Origin of the sequence: Paenibacillus cucumis (ex Kampfer et al. 2016), assembly GCF_019748695.1 — a bacterium.
Lineage (GTDB): Bacteria > Bacillota > Bacilli > Paenibacillales > Paenibacillaceae > Paenibacillus > Paenibacillus polysaccharolyticus.
The window spans coordinates 1-24,496 of the sequence record NZ_JACLIC010000055.1 but is presented as its reverse complement, the minus strand read 5'-3'; the positions used below and the strand labels follow the sequence as shown (position 1 = coordinate 24,496).

Here is a 24,496-nt window from a genome sequence, read left to right as displayed (position 1 = left end):
ATGAACGTAACAACAGTATGGAAGGGAAAACGCGCGTTTACCTCCGAAGGACCGTCTGGGTATGCTGTAGGCATGGATGCCACAGCGGCATATGGCGGTGATAGCCAAGGCGCTACGCCGATGGAATTGTTACTCGCTGGACTTGGTGGTTGTATGGGAATCGACATCACGATGATTCTGGATGCTTTTCTGGACAAGATCGATTCGATTGAGATTGAAGCACAAGGCACACGGAGCGAGGATATGCCCAAAGGTTTTACGTCCATTGACCTGATCTTCAAAGTGGACGGAGATATCCCGGATTACCGGATCTGGAAAGCCATCCAGATGGCTGAAGAGAAATACTGCGCCGTTTCCGCATCACTGAGCGCAGATATCCATCCGAAGCTGATCCTCAATGGCGTGAGCACACCTCGTCCATAAAAAGCTTTACTTTCACTTTAGTTTGAATGAAAAGGCACTTCCAATCGCGGAAGTGTCTTTTTAGCATAGTCATATTTTATTGAATCCCATCGATGTATCCATAACAACTCAGGTCCATATCTCCACTTTAATGTCAAATCGAAGGCTGCAGTTATGTGGTATGATGGATGCGCAGGTGAGAGTGACCTGCTTCGGATGATCGCAAGTTGTAAGCGCTTATACAAGATGACGGAAGGTGCGGATATGTTAAAACGGCTGATTCGTATTACAAATGATCTCAAATTAAAGCATAAATTGCTCATTTCCTACGTGCTTGTTGTCATGGTTCCCGTCCTGATTATTGGTCTCGCAGTGACCAGTTATTTTCGTCAGCAAGCACTGGATAATGCCATTGGGCAAACGATCATCAATGTGGATAAAATTAAAAGCCAGACGGCAACGATGCTGCGCGTACCTACAGACATATCCAACTTGCTCATGTTTAACACCGATCTCAAGGAGATCGTGAATCGACAGTATACAAGTGTGGTGGAGCTGACCTCGGCTTACCTCGCATATAAAGATTTTCAAGAATACAGGCGGTTATATCGGGAAATTGCAGGTATACGTTTTTATTCGACGAACCCGACGTTGATCAATAATCTGGAATTTATTCCGGTCAATGAGCGAACCAAGCAGAGTTACTGGTACAAGGAAGCGCTGAAAACAACGAGCATTGGCTGGTTTTATATCCCTGGTAACGAAGACAATCCGGTTCACCGGCTCAGTCTGGTACGGAAGGTTCCTTTTGCCGAATATAAGACCGAAGGTGTGCTGATGATCGTAATCAATCAGGAAGAACTTAACGGTTTGTTGCGCCAAGAGCAGTTTGAGACATTGATTACCGATGAGCAGGGTTACGTTGTTGCAGCGAAAAATACTGACCTGGTCGGGAAAACGCTGGGTCAGCTTGATTTTGGCGTAGACCTCCAGAGTCAACCTAAGGGCACCATTGAAGCCGATTTTCAGGGAGAGCCCTCGAATATTGTCATTGATGAACTGGGGCCGGGATCAAGCTTTAACAAGCTGAAGGTTATCTCGGTGTTTGCGACCAAAAATATCGTGAAAGATGCCAACCAGATTAGCCAGATCGGCATGATTTTTATTACCATGGTGCTGGTGATTGCGCTGTTGCTGGTGTACATTATTTCATTCCTCACTTCGAACCGGCTACTACGCCTCAGTAAACATCTGAACAAGCTGGCTCTTGGAGACTTGAACGTCACTTCGCGTATTGACGGGAACGATGAGATCGGGCAATTATCACGTCAGTTCAACTACATGGTGAAAAGTATTAACGAACTGATGACTCAGGTGGTCGAGACAACAGAGCAGAACAACCAATTGGAAATCGCCCAAAAAGAGATTAAACTGAAAATGATGGCCAGCCAGATTAATCCTCATTTTTTGTTTAACGCGCTTGAATCCATTCGCATGAAGGCTCACATCAAGGGAGAAGCAGAGATTGCGAATATTGTCAGGTTGCTTGGCAAGCTGATGCGGAAAAGCCTGGAGATTGGCAGCGGCAAAACAACGTTTCGGGCAGAACTGGAAATGGTACGTTCCTATCTGGAGATTCAGAAGTTTCGGTATGGGGACAGGTTAGCCTTTGAGATTCATCTGGACCCTGAGGTGGAGAGGATGTATATCCCGCCTTTGATTATTCAGCCGATTGTAGAAAACGCTATTGTGCATGGACTAGAGAACAAAGAAGGAACCGTGCGGGTGCATATTCTGATTTGTATGGTGGATCGTATGGTCACGGTACAAGTGAAAGATGATGGAGCGGGCATCACGCCGGAACGGCTTGCAGAAGTGATGCAGTTTGTCAGCGGTCCTGAAGAAGAGGAGAAGAGCCGGATTGGCATGCGCAATGTGCATCAGCGTTTGACTTTGACGTATGGGGAAAATGCCGGGTTACAGATTAACAGTGTGTACGGGGAAGGAACAGAGGTTTCTTTCACCTTGCCAGCAGGAGGGAACCAGCATGTATAAAGTATTGTTGGTAGACGATGAACCAAGCATTCGCGAGGGATTGACCACGATTATCGATTGGGAAAAATACAGCTTCCAGGTCATGGCTACAGCCGGAAGCGGGCGCGAGGCCATCGCCTGTTTCAACGAAATCAAGCCGGACCTGACCATTATTGATATACGGATGCCAGGCATGACTGGCCTGGAAGTCATCGAAGAGATCCGCCAGCATGAACCTGACGCACATTTTCTGATTTTGAGCGGTTATGCTGACTTTGATTACGCCAAAAAAGCAATCAGCTTCGGCGTAGATGGTTATCTGCTGAAGCCGGTTGACGAAGAAGAGATCATCGCTGAACTGGAACGAATTGCGGGACAGCTTCATCAGGAACAGGAAACGCAGGCTCGTTACGCTGGAGAAGATACAGCATATAGAGAACATCAGATTGAAGAACTGTTATATGACTCTTTACAAGGTAAGGGGAACAAGGGAGAGGACAGTCTTGGACTGCATTGGCCTCAGTATCAAGTGATTTTGCTGGAGATTCATGCAACGCTTGATCTGCAGCGGGGGAATGAGATGAAACGCAAACTGATTGAAGCATTCGATCAGAAGGACAAAGGTATCGTATTTTCATATCATTCCGGCTTGGGGTTACTGATCAAAGAAGCAGTTACTCAGAATCCCTCATTACAGAATCTATATGATGAATTGCAAACATTACTCGCAGAGTGGAACATTCACATGTACGCTACCGCTGGAGAACCGGTACAGTCTACTACTGAGATTGCCAGATCATACACACAGGCGAGCAGCCTTATGGCAGAACGGTTCCTGTTCACAGAGCAACGGATCAAACGCTGGGATGAAGGGCGACTGTCACCTTCAAGTGCGGAGAGTAACGGTATGGGAGCCCAGGCAGACGGCATTCAAGAGCCTGATGAAGTTGAGCTGGCGGACAAGCTGTATTATGCCTTGGACATTCGCAGCAGTGAATCTGTTATGCGTGTGCTTGGAGAGATGGAGGAGCGACTGATTCCGTATCATTGGACGGAGCAAGCAATCAAAACGGCATTTTCGCAGGTGTTCTCGCTCGCGTTCAATAAACTTGCTGCGGCGAATCAGCACATGCAAACCATTATGCAGGATCACTCCGTGCTGATTAATGAGGTATATCATCAGTTCACGATGGCTGATCTTAAAGCGATGGCGGCGGAACATTTGCATCGTCTGATTCAGCGTATGGGCGGAGGCAGTACAGATACCGTGATGAAACAGATGATTGAGTTCATTCAGCGTAATCCCGGTGAGAATCTGAAGCTGGAGGTTCTGGCCGAGGTGTTTAACTACAACAGCAGTTATCTGGGGAAATTGTTCAAGAACCACACGGGCGAATCTTTTAACGCCTTTCTGGATAAAGTTCGGATCGAGAAAGCGAAAGCATTGCTTGACGAAGGGTTAAAGGTGCATCAGGTAGCTTCAAGAGTCGGTTATGCCAATGTGGACTATTTTCACGGTAAGTTCAAAAAATACGTAGGAGAATCTCCTTCGGCGTATAAACAATCCAGATCCCAATCTCACACGAGAGAAACGAATCACCATGACAATGAAGATGAATAACCGGCGGTGCTGGAGTTCTTCATAATATAGTCCATGTACTTCCCCGAATAAGCAATGGTATGTCCAAGCTGTACACCGTAGACTGATTGTACAAGGTACAAGAGTCCAGATGAAGGGATGGCTGCAGGATATGAATCGTACTGATTTAACAACTGTACGTCACACGATCAATTTGAACGGAACATGGCATTTTCAATTAACTGAACTGAGTGGAGAACGAAGAGAGGGAGAGAATGCTGGGACATGCCCCCCCCCGCACCGGGATGATGCCTTATGGGATACGATTCAAGTTCCGGGGTCATGGGAAGAGCAAGGATACGGCGAAGAACCGGGGTATGCCAGAATCGACACGTGGACCAAAATCCGAGAGTATGAGGGGGCGGCATGGTATGCGCAGGATGTCCATGTTCCACATGATGCACAGAACGGACACTATGTATTCAGACTGAAAGGTGTACGCTGGACATCAAGGCTGTGGTTCAATGGGAACGAAGCGGGAGAAAGGGATAGTCTGCTGACGGAACAGACGTGGGATGTGACACCTTGGGTGAAGCCTGGCGAGATGAACCGTGTAGAGATTTGGGTTGACAACACGATGAAGCTTAAACTGGCAGGCAGCCATATTCATTCTTTGCATACCGCTACGGCTTGGGGAGGTATTACAGGCGGAGCATATCTGGAAAGGCTACCGTTGCGGCGAGTACATACCGTGCGTATTGAACCTGATCCTGCTAACGGAAGGATAGCAGTTCGGTACACGGTTAATAATCCAGCTGAAGACTCAGTCGCACCGTTGCAGCTTCTAATCAATATCCAGCATCCGGATGGCTCATGGCTAAAGCGCGAGTGTTTGGATATCGATTGTACTGGGAACAGTGCAAACACTGGAAGTGATGATGATTCCTTGAATAGCAGTGTTGAGAAAGGCCGGGTTACGGGGGTATGCCAGATTGCATTGGACTCCGAGAATGCGATTGCCATGTGGAGCGATGAGAATCCCCTCTTATATCGGGCGGTAGTTCAATTGCAGGCAGGCGAACAGAAGCTTGACCAGGTGGAGCAGCGGTTTGGCATGCGTTCTTTTGCATCCAGTGGAAAACAACTTGTCCTGAACGGAACACCAGTGTTTCTGCGCGGGTATGTGGACTGTTGTATCTTTCCACTTACGGGATATCCCGTTTGGGATGCACAGTACTATGTGGAGCAATTTCGCATAGCCAAGTCATATGGCTTCAACCATGTTCGTTTACACGGGTGGAGTCCACCGGAACCATTCTGGGAAGCTGCCGATGAAGAGGGTATGCTTGTACAAGCAGAGCTTCCTCACTGGTCACGTTTTTTTGAACAGCGGGATGTATCCGCTCCTCCTGAAATACGTATGTATCTGACACAGGAGCTAGATCGGTTGCTGGAAGCATTGCATCGTCATCCTTCCTTTGTCCTGTTCTCACTCGGCAATGAGTTAATTGGCGCAAACGGGCATCCTGAACTGAATGCACTTATCTCAAGAGCGAGAGATACAGATCCATCGAGACTATATACAGATAACACAGGCTTTGGACACCTTCCAGCTCAAGGTAGAGAGACCGATTATTTTATTCAATCATTCAACTGGCATCCCCCGCTGGAATCTGTATTGGCGGCGGTACCCGATACTACGCTGGATTATCATGCGGTTACACGGCTTGCATCACATCCGGTGATCGGGCATGAACATGCGCAATTTACGATGTATGTACGTCCCCAGGAACGAGAGAAGTATACAGGTGTCCTTCGTCCTACATGGTTAGAACCTGTCGAAGAGTCGCTTACACGTAAAGGCATGATGGCAAAGCTGGAACAATATCAGCAGGCAACGGGTATACATCTGATGCGATCCCTTAAAGAGGCGATGGAGCGAGTAAGACGTACGCCAGATGCTGCGGGCATCCAGCTGCTGGATATCCGTGATTTCCCGGGACAGGGACACGCCACCACGGGTTTTCTGGATGTCTTTTGGGAAGATAAAGGGATAACCACACCGAATGAAGTAAAACAATTCAATGCTGAGGTAGTCATCCTTCTTGGCTCCAGAGAGCGGACATACTATGCTGGAGAACCGATTGAAATCGAAGTACGTGTATCCCACTTTGGCAAAAGGGTGTTAAAAAATGCTTCCATTCACTGGAGAATGGTTACGGTTACGGACGAACGGATGCTGGCTGAAGGAGAATGGAGCTGCGGAGATATGCCGTGCGGTGCGGTAACATCTCTCGGGAGTATAATGGTTAACTCTCAGGCCGAAGGTGTAGTTGCGTTTCGAGTGGAGGCTGAGCTACGTTGCGACCATGTGAATGATCCGCTGCATCCCGGTAATGCGGAGCATTCTACCGTTCACTCTTCCCATCGTTTAGCAACCGTTACGGTAGCTCAGAATGAGTGGCATGCTTGGTCTTTCCCACAGATGAAGATGCAAAACGAGCGTCATGGAGAGATGAAGCGCATCTGGAATACCGTAAAAGAACTACAGCCCCTACTCGCTGATTCTTATCATGATGCTGTGGATCATGTGAATGGCTTCCGATGGTTAAAGGAAAATCAGCATGACCTGCTGATTGTAAAGTCCTTAACCTCCAATGTACTGGATCTTCTCTTGAATGGTGGAAGAGTTTGGCTTATGCCGGGTGCAACGGATCTGTATGATCCAGTGGAAACGAAGTACCTGCCGGTGTTCTGGAATTATCTCATGTTTGCCACCCAGCCGGGGGCTACGATGGGTATGTATATGGAGAAAGAAACAGCTCTTCTCGGAGCTTTTCCGCAGGATGGAGCTTCGGACTGGCATTGGTATCATCTTGTGAATGATACGCCGGCCATATGCCTGGATACCATGCAGGGGGCTACACCGCTGATCGAGGTGGTAGATCATTTTCACCGGGCGAAACGGCTCGCTTATGCTTTTGAGGCTAGAGCAGGGAAGGGGCGTATCCTGGTATCCTCTTTTCCTTTTACCGACAGCGCCTTGATGAAGCGTCCGGAAGCTGCGTTTCTTTTTCAAGAGATGTTGTCTTATGCCCGCGGAGAGCAGTTTCATCCGGAAAGCTCCGTTACAGCCGCCGAGTTGCTAGGAGTATTCAAACTTCAACCTATTCAATTCACATTGTGATAAGACACGAATCAAGACACTAAAGGGACCTAACCAGGTCTCTTTTTTGATGTATAAAATGTAAAGTAAACGATTTCCGAAAAACGTTTTCGTATTTTAGTTAAAAAAGTTATTTTTTACTTCATATAGATTTTGTGACACTAATAAGTATTTAATATCTCTAATTTTAACGGATAAATGTCTGATTCTAGAGGGGGATATCTAATTTTTATATGATTTTCTCTAAAATCCAGATGGTATTTTGAAAACGCTCTATCGATTATGATTATTTTATAAAAACAGAGGAGGGGGAACGGAGATGGAAACGCTAACAAAGAAATCCGCTTCCGCGAAAAGAGGCAGTGACTCCCAGCCGCCATTGAAGCCAAGGCGTAACGGAGTTTGGGACAGAATGAAACAGCAGAAGTATCTTTATCTTATGTCATTGCCATTCGTCGCTTGGGTATTTGTATTTAACTATCTTCCGCTGTGGGGATGGACGATGGCTTTTCAAAACTATAAACCAGCCAGGTCGTTTGGTGAACAGGACTGGGTTGGTTTTAAACACTTTGTAGAATTGTTCAGTGATGACAGGTTCTATCTGGTGCTTCGAAATACACTTGCGATGAGTTTGATGGGACTGGTTGTCGGTTTTATCGTGCCGATTTTCTTCGCGATCCTCCTGAACGAAATGAAAGGCATGTTCTTCAAACGGGCTGTACAGACCGTATCGTACCTGCCTCACTTTGTATCCTGGGTCGTTGTTGCGGGGATTATTACCAAGATGCTGTCCACGGATGGAGGCATTATCAATGACCTGCTCATCGGTCTCAATATTATTGATCAGCCGATTCAGTTTATGGCCAAGGGAAATCTGTTCTGGTACATTGTAACCGCTTCAGATATGTGGAAGGAAACGGGCTGGAATGCGATCATCTATCTGGCGGCCATCACTGGTATTGACCAAGAACTGTATGAAGCATCCCGTGTAGACGGTGCAAACCGTTTTAGACAGATGTGGCATATCACACTGCCAGGTATCCGGACGACGATTTCTGTATTGTTCATCATGTCCATCGGACATCTGATCAGCATCGGTTTTGAGAAACAATTTTTGCTACAGAACAGTCTGGTCCTGGATTACTCCGAAGTCCTTGATCTCTATGCACTCAATTACGGTTTGAATATGGGCCGATTCTCGTACGGTACAGCGATAGGTATCTTCAACTCTGTTGTCAGTATCATCCTGTTGTTTACGGCCAACGGTTTGTTCAAAAAATTCACCAAAGAAAGCATCATGTAGGGAGGGGGAGACATTATGGCGAACAAAACATTCAATGCCACACGGGGCGATAAAGTGTTCGATATATTTAATATCCTCGCGATGACCATGGTGCTGATTGTAACACTCTATCCATTTCTTAACGTACTGGCGATCTCACTGAACAACTCAGCAGATACAGTACGCGGCGGAATTTACTTATGGCCTCGTGAATTTACATTACAGAACTATCAGACGATCTTCCAGTATGAAGGTCTGCTCCAGGGCTTGAAAATCTCCATTATGCGTACGCTTGTAGGTACACTGCTTGGACTGATCAGTTCATCCATGATCGCCTTTACGCTAAGCAGACCTGACTTCGGTCTTCGGAAATTTGTATCTACAACACTGGCGCTGACGATGTATTTCTCGGGTGGTCTGATTCCGGTATATATCCTGATGCGTGATCTGAACCTGATCGGTACATTCTGGGTATACGTATTGCCTGGTATGATCAGTGCCTGGAACGTATTTATCATCCGTTCATTCATTGACGGGTTGCCCTATGCCTTGCAGGAATCAGCGAAGCTGGACGGCGCGAATGATTTCAAAATCTATTACCGGATCATTCTACCGCTGTGTAAGCCGGTACTCGCAACGATTGCTTTGTTTCTGGCAGTAGGTCAGTGGAATGCGTGGTTCGATACGTATCTGTATAACGGCTCAAAAGCACATCTGACGACGTTGCAATACGAGTTGATGAAAGTACTGCAAAGTACACAACAAGGTTCGGGAGCTGGACGGAATGCGAATGATATGGCACAGCAAATGACGCAAATCTCTCCAGAGTCGATCAAAATGGCGATTACAATCGTCGTTACCGTTCCAATTTTGATTGTGTATCCATTCCTGCAAAAGTATTTTGTTGGCGGAATGACGCTTGGAGCGGTAAAAGCATAGACCTGTGATCCGATGTAAAGACTGGCTTAATAATGGATTGTACACCTATAATAAAGTACTTATACAAGAAGCTCGGGATATCCGAACTGCTGCCGTAACGGCTTGATTTTCAGCTACTGCGGCAGAGGATACTCATGAAGCTATAGAGAGGAACAGAACAGTTCCGTATAAGACAGACGTATGAATAGGGAGGATTACCATTATGTCCAGTTTCAAAATGAAGGTCGCACTGGCGCCTGTTCTGGCTTTACTTGTGCTTACAGCCTGTGATGGAGGCGTTGGCGGTAAAACGTCACTTACGAATACGAGCGGAGCGCCATCTCCACTTACGTTCGATTTTTTCAGTGTTGATCCGAGTCCGAACTGGAATGGCATGAAGGATGAAGTGGGCAAGGTCATTACAGCTAAAACAGGCATCACCCTGAACGGTGAATTTGCCGTTAGCGGGGGACAGGATAGGATTTCATTAATGGCAGCAAGCCGAGACTATCCAGATATCGTTTCTCCCAAGGGGGAACTTAGCAAGCTGGTTGATGCTGGAGCGATGCTCGACCTGACAGACCTGATTGAACAACACGCTCCCAACCTGAAGAAGCTATATGGTAATTCCATGAATCGGTTGAAATATAGCAACGAGGATCAGTCTATTTATGTATTGCCGACGTATTATGCGGTGGATCAGAAGTATTTTGACGCCGGCGGTGGATTCGGTATTCAGCATCGTGTGCTCAAAGAGCTGGGATACCCCAAGGTTCGTACACTCCAGGATTATGAAAATATATTGCGAGCTTACAGCGAAAAACACCCCATGACGGATGGTCAGCCGACCATTCCGTTAACGCTGGATGCTGACAACTGGAGAATCATGATCACCGTTACGAATCCTGCGTTTCTGGCGACAGGCGCGCCGGATGACGGCGAATACTACATTGATCCGATTACCTATGAAGCGAAGCTACATTATAAGCGCCCAGAGGAAAAGGAGTACTTCCGATGGTTGAACCATATGTATAACGAAGGTTTGCTGGATCAGGAAAGCTTTGTACAAAAGTCAGATCAGTATAAATCCAAGATTGCGAGTGGACGCGTACTGGGCCTGATCGATCAGGATTGGGGATATGCCGACGCTGAGGACGCATTGAAATCGGCGGGCAGAGCGGAGGCAACCTATTCACATTTTCCGGTGACGTTGTCCGAAGACATGAAGGATCATTCTTTTCAAGACACGGGATTTGTATCAGGCTGGGGAATTGGTATAACGACTTCTAACCCTGATCCGGTGCGTACCATCAAGTTCTTTGATTATTTGGCTTCCGAGGAGGGTCAGATCTTGATGAACTGGGGCATTCAAGGCAAGCACTACGAAATCAAGGATGGCAAACGTGTAATTCCCGCAGAAGTCCAGGATCAAAAAACAAACCATGCTTCTGCTTTCCAGAGAGAGTCTGGCATTGGACTATATAAAAATATGTCTGGACGTTACGGGGATGGTGTAAAAGACTCGACTGATAATTATTATACGACGAATTTTCCTGAGCAAATTCAGGCTTCATATACCCAGGCGGAGAAAGAGACCCTACGGGCATATGGTGCATCCACTTGGAAGGACCTGTTTCCAAAGGAAGAGGAATTCCCGGTTAAACCTTGGGGAGCAGCTTATAACATGCCTACACCCGGAGACTCGGATTATAATGTCATTTTCCAGAAAACACAGGATATCATTCGCAAACGGATTCCCGAAGCTGTTTTAAGTTCGCCGGATCAATTTGATGCCATTTATGATGGCTTGATCGTTGAACTAAACCAGGCAGGAGCAGAAAAAATGGAAAAACAATATACCATTTTAATTCAAAATCGCGTTCGTTTGTGGAACGCTGATTAGTGTTGGAGTAGTACAGACTTGTCTGTTTCAAAAATGGAAACAAACCCGGAATATCGGGTTTGTTTTATACAGAAAACGTTTTAGTGAAACCGTTTTAGGTTTTTAAAATTAGCTATTGACAAGGGAATTTTTAGATATTATGATTCAACTGTGAAAGCACTTACAAAACTTGTACGCTGTTGGATAGACTCAAACGTTAGTACTAAATTGAGTGAACGTGTGATTCATCAAAGCTCAGCTAGGTCAGATTCTCATCCCCACAGACGGGGGAAAAGTAAGCGCTTTTAATGTCACCCGAATCTGAGAAATGCTATTTGATTCACCCGGATATGGTATGAGCAGGCGTGTCCTGTTGTACAAATACACAGCTTCATTTTATCCAAAGGGGGATTATACATGAAGGGCAGAACACCAAAAACATTTGCAATGCTTTTGTTAGCGAGCGCTCTTGCGATCACAGCAGGATGCGGAACTAGCGGAGGGAAATCAGCTGAAGAAAAACCGGTGGATACGGGGGATACAACAACGCCAATCACCTTTACATTCTTCGGAGCCGATGCAAGTCCGAACTGGAATAACATGAAGGATGCTGTTGGGCAAGAGATTACGAAGGCAACCGGTGTTACGCTTGAAGCTGAGTTTGACGTGAATAACGGTGGAGACCAGAAAATTCCGCTGATGGCTGCTAGTGGTGATTACCCTGATATTATCTATCCTAAAGGAAACCTGTCGAAGCTGGTGGATGCAGGTGCCATGCTTGATCTAACCGACCTGATTGAGGAACATGCACCTAACCTGAAAAAAATCTATGGTGACCAGATGAACCGTCTGAAATATAGCAATGAAGATCAGAAAATTTATACGATTCCAACGAATATGGGTGTAGGTAACGTCGCATTCGATGCTACCGGCGGATTCGAGATTCAGCAGAAAGTGTTGAAAGAGCTGGGTTATCCCGAAGTGAAAACCCTTGAAGATTATGAAAACGTGCTACGCACTTATTATGAGAAACATCCAACCATTGATGGTCAGCCTACGATTCCGCTCACGCTGAATGCGGATGACTGGAAGATTATGATTACGGTTACAAACCCGGCCTTTCAAGCAACGGGTGGACCAGACGATGGTGAATATTATATTGATCCAGAGACGTATGAAGCAAAGCTGCACTACAAACGTCCAGAGGAAAAGGAATACTTCCGCTGGCTGAACAAAATGTACAACGAAGGTCTTTTGGATAAAGATACGTTTGTTCAGAAGGATGACCAGTATAAGTCCAAAATCGCCAGTGGCCGCGTACTGGGTCTGATCGACCAGGAGTGGAACTATGGCGAGGCTGAGAATGCGCTCAAATCCAAAAACAACGGCGAGAGCACATATGCTCACTTCTCCGTGTCCCTGAACAAAGACATCGTAGATCATACGTTCCAGCCAACCGGTTTTGACGGTTACGGCATTGGTATTACAACGTCTGCGAAAGATCCGGTTCGTATCATCAAGTTTATGGATTGGCTTGCTTCTGACGAAGGCCAGGTGCTCCGGTACTGGGGTGTTGAGAACCAGCACTACAAAGTAGAGAATGGAAAACGCATCGTACCAGATGATGTGCAGGATCGTAAAACTAACGATAACTCCGCGTTCACAAAAGAGTCTGGAGTCGGAATGTATAACATCTTTAGTGCCAGATATGGTGACGGTATGAAAGATTCCACAGATAACTACTACACAACGAACTTCCCTGAACAGATTCAGGCTGGATATACGGCAGCTGAGAAAGAAACGTTGAAAGCGTATGGCATTACAACATGGAAAGATTTCTTCCCATCTGAGGATAAGTTGAAACTAAAGGATTGGGGTGCAGCATATAACATGCCGGTGCCTTCCGATACAGAATACAACGTGACTTTCCAGAAAACACAGGATATCATCCGCAAACGTATTCCGGAAGCGATCTTGGCGAAACCGGATCAATTCGACAGTGTGTATGACGGGCTGCTGGCTGAACTGGATAAAGCAGGCGCAGTGGAGATGGAAAAACAATATACCGTCTGGATCAAGGATCGTGTATCCCTCTGGACAGGTAAAGATGTGAAATAAGTTTTAGCATGACAAATGCATTGAAGGAAAATTGTAATTATATTTTTCAAGATTAAGCAGCTTGGCTCAAATAAGAAGTGGTATTCACAGGCACCAAGCCTGTTATACAGATAAAACCTTCATAAATAGGGGAGATAGACAAATGAGAGGCAAAATGAAAGGCAGAATGACAGGTAAGACACCCAAGACGTTTGCGATGTTAATGTTGGCTAGTGCAATGTTGGTTACAGCTGGATGCGGTAACTCCGGTAGCAAAGAGACTACTGAATCCAGTGGTACCGACCCGATTACGATCTCATTCTTTGGCGCAGATCCAAGTCCAACCTGGAACAACATGCAGGATGCCGTTGGTAAAGAGATCACGAAGCAAACCGGCGTTACGATTGAGGCTGAGTATGATGTGAACAATGGCGGTGACCAGAAGGTTGCACTGATGGCGGCCAGCGGTGACTATCCAGACATGATTTTCCCAAAAGGAAACTTGTCAAAATTGGTGGATGCAGGTGCAATGATTGACCTTACCGATCTGATCGAAGAGCATGCTCCTAACCTGAAAAAAATCTATGGTGATCAGATGAACCGTCTGAAATACAGCACCGAAGATCAGGCGATCTATACCATCCCGACCAACATGGGGGTAGACAACGTTGTTTTTGACGCTACAGGCGGATTCGAAATCCAGCAAAAGGTACTGAAAGAACTAGGTTACCCTGAAGTAAAAACACTTGAAGATTATGAAAATGTACTTCGGGCCTATTATGAAAAACATCCTACCATCGACGGACAGCCAACGATTCCACTGACGCTGAATGCCGATGACTGGAAAATCATGATCACGGTTACGAATCCGGCCTTCCAGGCAACGGGTGCACCGGATGATGGAGAGTATTACATCAATCCTGAGACATATGAAGCGATGCTCCATTACAAACGTCCAGAGGAGAAAGAATACTTCCGCTGGTTGAACAAAATGTACAACGAAGGTCTCTTGGACAAAGATACATTTGTGCAAAAGGATGACCAGTACAAGTCCAAAATCGCCAGCGGCCGTGTTCTGGGTCTGATTGATCAGGAGTGGAACTATGGTGAAGCCGAGAATGCGCTCAAGTCCGCAGGTAAGGATGACAGCACGTATGCTCACTTCTCCGTCTCGCTGAACAAGGACATCGTAGACCACACGTTCCAGCCAACCGGTTTTGACGGTTACGGTATCGGAATCACGACGTCTGCCAAAGATCCGGTCCGCATCATCAAGTTTATGGATTGGCTCGCATCCGATGAAGGTCAAGTCCTGAGAAACTGGGGCATTGAAAATGAGCATTACAAAGTAGAGGATGGCAAACGTGTCGTTCCACAAGATATTCAGGATCGCAAAGTAAACGATAACTCCGCATTCACCAAAGAAACAGGTATTGGCATGTACAACATTTTCAGTGCCCGATACGGTGATGGTGTGAAGGATGCAACGGACAATTATTTCACGACCAACTTCCCTGAGCAGATTCAGGCTGGATACACAGCGGCTGAGAAGGAAACGTTGAAAGCTTATGGTATTAATACTTGGAAGGATTTCTATCCTGCTGAAGATGATCTGAAGCTGAAAGAGTGGGGGGCAGCGTACAATATGCCCGTACCTTCCGGTACAGATTACAGTGTGAAATTCCAGAAAACACAGGATATCGTGCGCAAACGTATTCCGGAAGCTGTTCTGACTTCACCAGCGAACTTCGATGCAACCTATGATGCATTCCTGGCTGAACTGGATAAAGCCGGTGCAGTAGAAATGGAGAAACAATACACGGAATGGATCAAAGATCGTGTATCCCTGTGGACGGGTAAAGACGTTAAATAATAAGAGTTCATCTTTATCCAGTTTCGAATCGGAGTAATAGGAAAAGGCCCTCATTGTGAGGGCTTTTTTCTGTAGTAGTATCTTTTGAGAATTCTGTAACGAGAATCATTGACGACATTTTTGAAATCGCATATAATCCTCTTATTGTAAGCACTTCCAGTCAACATAATGGATGAATTCTAAGTTTTGCATGTTTACACCATTTAAACTTTTTATTTTCGCATTTTCGAAAACGTTTTAGGAAACTAGTTTCACTAACTCCCTATTTCAAAAAAAGAAAAAAATAGTTAATAAGCGAGATGGAATCATGCCTTACATGCACGACCTATTACTAATGAATGACGTGGGAAGCACGATCCGTATGTCATCTGAAATGGAGGATTTAATTATGACGATTTTTCAATTTCCGCAAGATTTCCGCTGGGGAACCGCTACCGCATCCTATCAGATTGAGGGGGCTGCACAAGAGGGAGGGCGTGGAGTATCCATCTGGGATACATTCGCACGTACTCCTGGTAAAGTGTTTAACGGTGATAATGGTGATGTTGCGTGTGACAGTTACCACCGTTATGAAGAAGATATTGCACTGATGAAAAAGCTTGGCATTAACACGTATCGTTTCTCTATTGCGTGGCCACGCATTATTCCAGATGGGGATGGAGAGATCAACCGTGAAGGTCTGGATTTCTATCATCGTTTTGTAGATGCTCTGTTAGATGCTGGTATTGAACCGTTCCTTACACTGTACCACTGGGATTTACCACAGACGCTGGAGGATGACGGAGGCTGGGGAAACCGTAGAACGGTGAATGCATTTGTAAAATATGCTGAAGTGATCTTCAAAGAATTTTCAGGCAAGATCAACTTCTGGTTAACCTTCAATGAACCATGGTGTATTGCCTTCCTGTCCAATATGCTTGGCATTCATGCGCCGGGTAATAAAGATGTGCAAACGGCTATTAATGTGGCTCATGGTCTGCTCGTGGCACACGGCAAAGCTGTACAGTCTTTCCGACGTATGGGCATTACGGGTCAGATCGGTATCGCTCCCAATGTATGCTGGGCTGAGCCATATAGTAAATCTGCTGAGGATCAGGCAGCGTGTGACCGCTCTATCGCACTGAATACAGACTGGTTCCTTGATCCAATCTATAAAGGCTCCTATCCTCAATTTTTGGTGGACTGGTTTGCAGAAGCAGGAGCAACTGTACCGATTCAAGATGGAGATATGGAAATTATCTCAGAGCCGATTGACTTGCTTGGCATTAACTACTATACGATGGGCATTAACCGTCATAATCCTGAAGCGGGTGTGCTTCAGTCGGAAGAAATGAACATGGGATTAATTAAAACAGACATCGGCTGGCCTGTAGAATCGCGCGGCTTATATGAGTTTATGCATTATTTGCAAAAGTACGGTAACGTGGATGTGTATATTACAGAGAATGGTGCATGTATTAACGACGATTTGGAGAACGGCAAAATTAACGATGATCGCCGCATTTCGTATTATGAACAGCATTTGGCTCAGATCCACCGCATCATCAATGACGGCATCAACCTGAAAGGGTATATGGCCTGGTCACTGATGGATAATTATGAATGGGCTGAAGGCTACCGGATGCGCTTTGGTTTAGTGCATGTTGATTTTCGTTCGCTTGTCAGAACGCCAAAAGAAAGCTATTACTGGTATCAGAACGTGATTAGAAATAATTGGCTTGAGATCCGGAACTAGATTCTAAGCGAATGTCTTCTTTAACAGAAATTATTTTTTCTACTATATATAGGCGGTTCTGTCGGACTTCTCCGATAGACCGTCTTTTTCTTGTTTTAACGATCTCAGATGAGTTTATTTGAACGAATTAGAGCCTTCCGAAATTGTAACGATCTCCACAAAGCTTATTTCAACAAAAACAGAAGAAACAAGCCCATTTTAGCGCCAAACAACTCAAATAAGCTCTCCTGTGATCGTTAGAAAATAAAAAGGTGTGATATACCCTAAATAGCGTCTCTGGTGATCGTTAGAAAAACGAGCCGTCTCAGCATCTTAACATTCCCAATCTAACTTCCTCTTCGTTAACTAAAAGAACAGAGCCAGATAATCGTTAAGCATCTCTGTTGTCACAAGTAAAATTGAAATTTCTTAACTGTCATAAGGGTTAACTAAATTTCTGTTATAAATGGATTGTTTTTGGGTTATAAGAAGTATAGAGATGGTGACAATAACTTTGTCAATACAATTAAAAGAAATAAAGTGTCCAAAATGAGAAATAAATTTGAACATTTCTTGACTAAAATTCATACTGATGTGGTATATTGGTATTAGGAAAGCACTTACAAAAAGGGAAAAGGAAGTGTTTACTATGGCATCTAAAACAGCAATGGTCAGCCAATTAGAGCGTAAAGATAAAAATATGCGTCGCGCAGTTTTAACGATGACAGTTCTGGCATGGGTTGCGCTCATCACTGGAGTGGTACTGTGCCTCATCAACTTGAATGATTTTAATGATCGCAATTTAGGATTAATGGTCGGCATTGGCTTTCTTGTAGGTAGCGTATTTATCTACGTCATTGCTAAATCGATTGGTCTGGTTCATACACGGCATGAAGATGAAGGTGCAGATTAATTATAATCTTGCGTAATATCGTCCATAATAAGACTGGAGTATTCCTCGGAAATCCAGTCAATAAAGCCCTTTGCGGATACGTTGACAATCGTTCAACGGGACTGCAAAGGGTTTTATTTTGTGACCTGGAGTGTAAAGATTACAATGTACAAATATCAACCGATCAAGCGATTTGTGAGAAAAAATTCACACATTTGGGGTGTAAAATCGACAAATTTGTTAACATGAACAAAAAAGTCGTTCGTTTCTGATATCTTTAGTAGGAAGAGAGTAGTATACTGATTTTTTAGTATTAGCGAATATTTAAGGAGAGGGGATCAAAATGAACAAGAAACCTAGGTCGCTTATCCGGATTATTATTCCGGTTGTCCTGACGTTGGTTACAATTGCGTTGATTGTCTGGCCAATGCTGGCAGGCGGGCAGTATGTTGTTCTGGATCCGAAGGGGCCTATTGGCGCCGCACAGAAAGATTTGATTATTATTTCAACTCTTTTGTGTGCAGTTGTCATCGTCCCTGTGTTGATTATGTCCGCTGTAATCGTTTGGCGTTACCGCGACAAACCAGAAAACAAAAATGAGTACAAGCCAAACTGGGCTCATAGTACAAAGGCCGAAGTCATCTGGTGGACAATTCCGATTGTTATCATCGGACTTTTGGCCATCGTTACTGTGCGCTACACCTATGATTTGGAGCCTTCCAAACCACTGGCACATGAGAAAGAGCCCATTACGATTCAGGTATCTTCACTGGATTGGAAATGGTTGTTCCTCTATCCTGAGCAGGGCATTGCAACAGTTAACACACTGAATATTCCTGCAGACCGGCCTGTGAAATTTGAGCTCACTGCGGATTCACCGATGAACTCGTTCTGGATTCCGCAACTGGGTGGACAGATTTACACGATGTCAGGAATGGCAATGACCTTGTACCTGCAAGCTGACCATGAAGGTCAATATTGGGGTTCAGGAGCCAACTTCACTGGTGAACACTTTGGAGAGATGCGTTTTGATGTTAATGCAACGTCGGATGAAGAATTCGATAAATGGGTAGCTGAAGTGAAGCAACAATCCCAGCCAATGACTCAAGAAACGTATGACACACTGGCTAAGCCAGGAACAAGCAATGTTGCGTATTATTCTGCATTCCCTGAAGGACTGTTTCAGAAAATCGTAACTAAATATGTTGTTGACGGTAAAAGTGCTCACAGCAAGCATGAAGGTTCAAGCTCGAACGAGTCTGCTGCTGGAGATAAATCCTTGTCTGTACCGAAATTAAATACAAGTACGAACTAAAGATTCGAAAGGAGGCCCCCAATGTTAGAGAGATTAAAGGAGTTTGCATCGGAGTTTTTCGTTACCGGTGACCCGCTGATCTATGGAGCGGACGTGGCGATCGGGATTACGATGATTACCATCGTAACGGTGCTGACTTATTTCAAAAAATGGGGCTGGCTCTGGCGTAACTGGTTAACTACTGTCGATCACAAAAAGATCGGTATTATGTATATCATTGCTTCCATTATCATGTTGTTCCGTGGTGGTGTGGATGCATTGATGATGCGTCTGCAGCTGGCTATGCCTAATATGGATTTCTTACATCCAGAACACTATAATCAGGTCTTCACAACACATGGTACGATCATGATCCTGTTCATGGCGATGCCATTCATGTTCGGTTTGTTTAACGTTATTGTGCCGTTACAGATCGGAGCGAGGGACGTTGCATTCCCGTTCCTGAACGCACTGAGCTTCTGGTTATTCTTCCTGGGCGCAATGCTGTTCAACCTGTCCTTCGTCATCGGTGGTTCACCGGATGCAGGATGGCTGAGTTACCCGCCTCTATCGGAGCTGTCACACAGTCCAGGGGTAGGACAGAACTTCTATATATGGGGTATCCAGATATCGGGTATCGGTTCCCTGGCAACCGGTATCAACTTTATGGTTACCATCATTAAAATGCGTGCGCCAGGCATGAAATGGATGAAACTGCCGATGTTCACATGGTCGGTATTCTCCACTTGTATCATTATCTTGTTTGCATTCCCGATCTTGACTGTGACGCTTGCATTGCTCTTCCTCGACAGGTTTGCCGGGGCGCATTTCTTCACACTTGATCTGGGCGGCAACCCAATGATGTATATCAACTTGATCTGGATGTGGGGTCACCCTGAGGTATACATTGTCGTCTTGCCTGCATTTGGTGTGTTCTCCGAGATTGTAAGTACATTCTCGAAGAAAAAACTGTTTGGTTACAAATCGATGGTATTCGCGATGCTGATCATCAGCTTCCTGTCCTTCTTCACTTGGGCGCATCACTTCTTCACGATGGGTTCCGGAGCGGACGTTAATGCATTCTTCGCGGTTACGACGATGTTGATTGCCATTCCAACAGGGGTTAAGATATTTAACTGGCTGTTTACGATGTATAAAGGAAGGATACGCATGGCCACTCCGATGATGTGGACACTTGCCTTTATCCCGTGCTTTATCGTCGGGGGTATGACAGGGGTTCTGTTATCCGTTGCTCCTGCTGACTTCCAGTTCCACAACAGTTACTTCCTGATTGCCCACTTCCACCAAGTATTGATCGGTGGCGTTGTCTTCGGATACTTCGCAGGTCTGTACTACTGGTGGCCAAAAATGTTCGGTTTCCAATTGGAAGAGAAACTGGGCAAATGGGCATTCTGGACTTGGAATATTGGTTTCTACGTGTGCTTCATGCCGCAGTATGCTGTCGGTCTGATGGGTATGACTCGTCGTCTGAGCACTTACGGCTGGGATACCGGCTGGTGGGAACTGAACTTCGTATCCACAATCGGGGCATTCCTGATGGGTGTTGGATTCTTGTTCCAAGTTGCACAAATTGCAGACGGTATTCGCAAATACAAAACACTCAAAGCTTCTGGCGATCCATGGGATGGTCGTACGCTCGAGTGGTCGATTCCTTCACCAGCACCAGAATACAACTTCGCTGTTACACCGCGCGGAGATGATGTGGATGAGTGGTGGGAAGAGAAAGAACGTCGTGCGAAAGGCATTCATCCGCCTGAGCCTGTATATGAGCCAATTCATATGCCGAAAAATTCCTCGATTCCGTTCATTATGTCTGTCTTCTGGTTCGTTGCTGGTTTCGGCTTCGTCTTTGGATGGCTGTGGATGGCAATCCTCGGACTCGCTGGCGTGGGTATCTGCATGATTGCTCGTTCCTTCTCTTACGATACGGATTATTACATTCCGGTCGATGAAATCAAGCGTACCGAAGCGTCGTTAAGGGGGTCGGTATAGATGGCTCAAGCAGCCGCTAAACACGGTGAGAATCATGCACACGGTCATGACCATGGCCACCATGATCCACAGGAAATGAAAATTCTCGGATTCTGGTTCTTCCTGATTTCCGACGTTATCCTGTTCTCCGTATTGTTCGCAACCTTCATTGTGTTGCGTGACAATACGGCGGGCGGACCGATTTTGTCTGAACTGATCAAAATGCCTGGTGTTATTGCTGAAACCTTCTTGTTGCTCACAAGTTCATTCACGAGCGGACTTGCGGTTCTGGCAATGAACCAAGGCAAAGTAAAACAATTGATTAACTGGCTGATCGTTACAGCCGTTCTGGGTGCAGGCTTCCTTGCCCTGGAGATTTATGAGTTTGTTGAGATGGTTCACGAAGGATTCAGCTACACAACAAGTGCAGCATCCGGCGCGTTCTTTACCCTCGTGGGTACTCACGGACTTCACGTATCGCTCGGTCTGATCTGGATGATCGGCCTGATGTTCCAACTGAAAAAACGGGGTATTACCGATGTCACTCGCGGTAAAATCAACGTAATCAGCTTGTACTGGCACTTCTTGGACGTTGTATGGATCTTCCTCCTGACCATCGTCTATCTGATGGGGGTGATGTAGATGGCACAGCACAACGCACATGATTCTCATGGCCATGAACAACATGGTTCCCTGAAGTCTTATGTCATCGGCTTCATACTGTCCATCGTTCTGACCATCATTCCTCTGGTAGTGGTGCTGAACGACATGATGGGCAAAACAGGAACGATGATTGTTATTCTGGGAACTGCGGCACTGCAGTTTGTCGTTCAACTCTTCTTCTTCATGCATATCCGTGAAACAGAGAAACCTCGCTGGAACGTGATGGCTCTCATTTTCGGATTGCTGATGATGTTGACTATCGTTATTGGTTCGATCTGGATCATGCTTAACAACGCAGTTGCACATTAATAGTCTTTAACGAGAACCTTCTTGTCTGAATTTTCAGACAGGAAGGTTCTTTTTTTTCAATTAGGTCTGATGGCGGTATGGTTACAAACCGATATAGACTTTATAGGGATGATTTGTGGGAGGGGCTGGGGTGAAACTTTAAATTTAGGATTCTAAAATTAGTGATGTAATCTCGGTCAAAATAAGATTTGTAATAACTCTTGCATAATCTACGGTTCAATAAAAAGGAGAATAGCGATGATAAAGGCCATAGCTGAGGAAACCGGGCTGCAAAGACATTTATCCCATCCAACAAAAAATGTGAAGAGCTACCTTAATAAGGTGTTCTCTTCTTTCATGGTAATTGTACTTTTCGTTAGTTTGCATTCTTTTCCTGTATCGGCTGCTTCAGGAATTACAAGCAATTCATATCCTGAATTTAATGGCATACCATCGGCAGTGGCCAAAGCCTCGAATGGGGATATGTATCTCGCATATCCTCAAATGGGAACTATTCAAGGTGGAAGCCAGGGTATTAAGGATTTTAAAATTTATAAATGGACTTCAGCGAGCAATTCTTTTTCACTAGAAACAAGTGTCAACGCAGCGGTTGGACTGAACCAATTTGATGTCTATTATGGGGAATTAAAGATGGCAGTTGACACCAACGGCACATTACACATTGCTTTTATAAAAACAGGTTCTTTCTATGATTCGAATTGGTACGCCTATACCAAAGGAGTATATTACGGCACATACAATACAAACAGCAATTCTTGGTCAAATGAATTTTCGGAAATGGAGACACAGGGTCTTCCTACACAATTAAGTGCAACCCGTTACTTTTATACATCGCTACAACTTCAAGTGAATTCATTGGGTGAGGCTGCTATTGCCTATGTGAAAAATACAAATCCAAATCAGAATTACCATATTAAAATTAAAGTCGGTTCGAATTCAAATACCACTTGGTCCGAGACCGTATTGAATACAGGAGTTTCCGTAAGCATTAATAGCCTTTTGAGCGATCATAACGGAAATTTAAGTGTTGTTTATTCAGTTGAGACGGGGATTGGTCCAGATATTTATGTATCCAGCGCCCCCTTTGCCACTTCCACTAAAGTACTAACTGGAGACAATAACTATTATTCTTATTATGGATCCGCAATAGATTCATCGGATCACATTCATGTTCTCTATGGGGATGCAGGTTTTAAAGTTGTATCTAATACCGGAAACGGGGGTTCATGGGAAACAACAGTAATTGATAATGTCGACTACGTCGCAACTTCAAACGATTCTCCTCAAGCGGTGAGCCGCTTGGTTATCGATGCGAATGATAATATGTTTGTCCTTGCAGCTTCCATTGATCCATCAAATTATGTGGCTACCTCTTATTATTATTATGGAAAATTCGCTGGAAGTAATACTTGGATGAAAGGGAAGAATGATATTCCCGAATTAAGCAATATGATAGGCAAGAATTTGGACTGGTTGCATCCTTTTGTTCCGTCAACCGGGAATCTGATGTTGCAGTACTTTGAAAAGGACACAACTAAAGCAAGTTATGTTTATGGAAAACAAACCGACTTTTTTGCTTCTTCCAGCGCAAGCAACGATGCAAGTTTGAGCAGTGTATTGGGGCAAAACATTACAACAGGAGCGGAAGCGGGTACAACGTCAGCTCCGAAGACTGCAACCATCGAGGTAAGCAATGGAGTATCATCTGTATCGGCCGGGGATATCGTCAAGCACGACGCAGGTGCAATGGTGACTTTCTACGGAACAGACAGTACATTCGTGACGCCTGAGGTCGGGACAGTAAACCTTACATCGGGTTCAGGAGCAGATGTATACATCAAAGTCGTTGCAGAAGACAATACAACCTTGTACTACAAGATCAGTATCAACAGGATGGCACCAATCTCTAACTTTGTGAGTACGGCGAAGACGAGTACAACTGCAAGCTTTAGCTGGACAGCAACCAGCGGGGCAACTGGAATTGTGATCGAACAATCCCCTGCGGGCGCGAACACGTGGACTACAGCGTCTACAAGCGGAGCCCTTGCGACCAACGACACAAGTGGCACGGTAACAGGATTGAACCCGGCTACATCGTATGACTTCCGTCTTGTGGTCACTGGCGGTACGAACGCTGGCACATCGAACGTGGTTTCGAACATCACGACGGACAATGCACCGAGCGTACCGCTCACCGATTTTGCGAGTACAGCGAAAACGAGTACAAGTGCAAGCTTTAGCTGGACAGCAGCCAGTGGAGCAACCGGAATCGTGATTGAACAATCCCCAGCGGACACGAATACATGGACAACGGCACAAACAAGTGGAACGATTGCGACCAACGCCACAAGTGCAACCGTAACAGGTTTGAACCCAGCCACATCGTATGACTTCCGCCT

The 24,496-nt window shown here is 45.3% G+C and carries 16 protein-coding genes; all 16 read left to right on the top strand.

Translation table 11 applies throughout. The annotated features are described in order from the left end of the window. Positions 1–423, top strand: a complete 423-nt coding sequence (locus tag H7T88_RS27595) for an OsmC family protein (protein WP_090924948.1) — start codon at positions 1–3, stop codon at positions 421–423. Between the two features lie 243 nt (positions 424–666). Then, positions 667–2,457: a cache domain-containing sensor histidine kinase gene (locus H7T88_RS27590; RefSeq protein WP_154891770.1), complete on the top strand. Its 1,791-nt coding sequence runs from the start codon at positions 667–669 to the stop codon at positions 2,455–2,457. Beyond that, positions 2,450–4,057 (top strand): response regulator transcription factor, encoded by a 1,608-nt coding sequence (locus tag H7T88_RS27585; protein ID WP_221791569.1) that lies wholly within the window; start codon positions 2,450–2,452, stop codon positions 4,055–4,057. The genes H7T88_RS27590 and H7T88_RS27585 overlap by 8 nt, the downstream gene beginning before the upstream one ends. A gap of 130 nt (positions 4,058–4,187) precedes the next feature. After that, positions 4,188–7,202: a glycoside hydrolase family 2 protein gene (locus tag H7T88_RS27580; RefSeq protein WP_221791567.1), complete on the top strand. Its 3,015-nt coding sequence runs from the start codon at positions 4,188–4,190 to the stop codon at positions 7,200–7,202. A gap of 298 nt (positions 7,203–7,500) precedes the next feature. After that, the gene (locus H7T88_RS27575) at positions 7,501–8,484 is read left to right on the top strand and encodes an ABC transporter permease (protein ID WP_145334795.1); all 984 of its coding nucleotides are present in this window, start codon (positions 7,501–7,503) and stop codon (positions 8,482–8,484) included. Between the two features lie 15 nt (positions 8,485–8,499). Further along, the gene (locus tag H7T88_RS27570; RefSeq protein ID WP_090924952.1) at positions 8,500–9,402 is read left to right on the top strand and encodes a carbohydrate ABC transporter permease; all 903 of its coding nucleotides are present in this window, start codon (positions 8,500–8,502) and stop codon (positions 9,400–9,402) included. A gap of 202 nt (positions 9,403–9,604) precedes the next feature. Next, positions 9,605–11,284, top strand: coding sequence for an ABC transporter substrate-binding protein (locus H7T88_RS27565; RefSeq protein ID WP_154985109.1), 1,680 nt, complete (start codon positions 9,605–9,607; stop codon positions 11,282–11,284). 396 nt (positions 11,285–11,680) lie between these two features. Beyond that, complete coding sequence (locus H7T88_RS27560) at positions 11,681–13,381, top strand: ABC transporter substrate-binding protein (RefSeq protein ID WP_154891745.1); 1,701 nt, start codon at positions 11,681–11,683, stop codon at positions 13,379–13,381. A 166-nt stretch (positions 13,382–13,547) separates the two neighbouring features. Then, the gene (locus H7T88_RS27555) at positions 13,548–15,233 is read left to right on the top strand and encodes an ABC transporter substrate-binding protein (RefSeq protein WP_145334946.1); all 1,686 of its coding nucleotides are present in this window, start codon (positions 13,548–13,550) and stop codon (positions 15,231–15,233) included. A 388-nt stretch (positions 15,234–15,621) separates the two neighbouring features. Next, positions 15,622–16,968 (top strand): GH1 family beta-glucosidase, encoded by a 1,347-nt coding sequence (locus H7T88_RS27550; RefSeq protein WP_154960176.1) that lies wholly within the window; start codon positions 15,622–15,624, stop codon positions 16,966–16,968. Between the two features lie 628 nt (positions 16,969–17,596). Then, complete coding sequence (locus H7T88_RS27545) at positions 17,597–17,860, top strand: hypothetical protein (protein ID WP_090924956.1); 264 nt, start codon at positions 17,597–17,599, stop codon at positions 17,858–17,860. Positions 17,861–18,182: 322 nt separating this feature from the next. Further along, positions 18,183–19,154 (top strand): ubiquinol oxidase subunit II, encoded by a 972-nt coding sequence (gene cyoA, locus H7T88_RS27540; protein ID WP_154891743.1) that lies wholly within the window; start codon positions 18,183–18,185, stop codon positions 19,152–19,154. Positions 19,155–19,175: 21 nt separating this feature from the next. Beyond that, complete coding sequence (locus H7T88_RS27535; RefSeq protein WP_090924958.1) at positions 19,176–21,146, top strand: cbb3-type cytochrome c oxidase subunit I; 1,971 nt, start codon at positions 19,176–19,178, stop codon at positions 21,144–21,146. Continuing rightward, a complete protein-coding gene (gene cyoC, locus H7T88_RS27530; protein ID WP_090924959.1) occupies positions 21,147–21,767 on the top strand; it encodes a cytochrome o ubiquinol oxidase subunit III in 621 nt (206 codons plus the stop codon). Then, positions 21,768–22,097, top strand: a complete 330-nt coding sequence (gene cyoD / locus H7T88_RS27525; protein ID WP_090924960.1) for a cytochrome o ubiquinol oxidase subunit IV — start codon at positions 21,768–21,770, stop codon at positions 22,095–22,097. A 336-nt stretch (positions 22,098–22,433) separates the two neighbouring features. Beyond that, positions 22,434–24,496, top strand: a 2,063-nt coding sequence (locus H7T88_RS27520) for a fibronectin type III domain-containing protein (RefSeq protein ID WP_221791565.1), incomplete at its 3' end; no start/stop codon positions are given.

Excerpts from the sequence above, each read along its gene's own strand:
- H7T88_RS27595 (WP_090924948.1), top strand. The coding sequence starts at position 1 with ATGAACGTAACAACAGTATGGAAGGGAAAACGCGCGTTTACCTCCGAA.
- H7T88_RS27590 (WP_154891770.1), top strand. The coding sequence starts at position 667 with ATGTTAAAACGGCTGATTCGTATTACAAATGATCTCAAATTAAAGCAT.
- H7T88_RS27585 (WP_221791569.1), top strand. The coding sequence starts at position 2,450 with ATGTATAAAGTATTGTTGGTAGACGATGAACCAAGCATTCGCGAGGGA.
- H7T88_RS27580 (WP_221791567.1), top strand. The coding sequence starts at position 4,188 with ATGAATCGTACTGATTTAACAACTGTACGTCACACGATCAATTTGAAC.
- H7T88_RS27575 (WP_145334795.1), top strand. The coding sequence starts at position 7,501 with ATGGAAACGCTAACAAAGAAATCCGCTTCCGCGAAAAGAGGCAGTGAC.
- H7T88_RS27570 (WP_090924952.1), top strand. The coding sequence starts at position 8,500 with ATGGCGAACAAAACATTCAATGCCACACGGGGCGATAAAGTGTTCGAT.
- H7T88_RS27565 (WP_154985109.1), top strand. The coding sequence starts at position 9,605 with ATGTCCAGTTTCAAAATGAAGGTCGCACTGGCGCCTGTTCTGGCTTTA.
- H7T88_RS27560 (WP_154891745.1), top strand. The coding sequence starts at position 11,681 with ATGAAGGGCAGAACACCAAAAACATTTGCAATGCTTTTGTTAGCGAGC.
- H7T88_RS27555 (WP_145334946.1), top strand. The coding sequence starts at position 13,548 with ATGACAGGTAAGACACCCAAGACGTTTGCGATGTTAATGTTGGCTAGT.
- H7T88_RS27550 (WP_154960176.1), top strand. The coding sequence starts at position 15,622 with ATGACGATTTTTCAATTTCCGCAAGATTTCCGCTGGGGAACCGCTACC.
- H7T88_RS27545 (WP_090924956.1), top strand. The coding sequence starts at position 17,597 with ATGGCATCTAAAACAGCAATGGTCAGCCAATTAGAGCGTAAAGATAAA.
- cyoA (WP_154891743.1), top strand. The coding sequence starts at position 18,183 with ATGAACAAGAAACCTAGGTCGCTTATCCGGATTATTATTCCGGTTGTC.
- H7T88_RS27535 (WP_090924958.1), top strand. The coding sequence starts at position 19,176 with ATGTTAGAGAGATTAAAGGAGTTTGCATCGGAGTTTTTCGTTACCGGT.
- cyoC (WP_090924959.1), top strand. The coding sequence starts at position 21,147 with ATGGCTCAAGCAGCCGCTAAACACGGTGAGAATCATGCACACGGTCAT.
- cyoD (WP_090924960.1), top strand. The coding sequence starts at position 21,768 with ATGGCACAGCACAACGCACATGATTCTCATGGCCATGAACAACATGGT.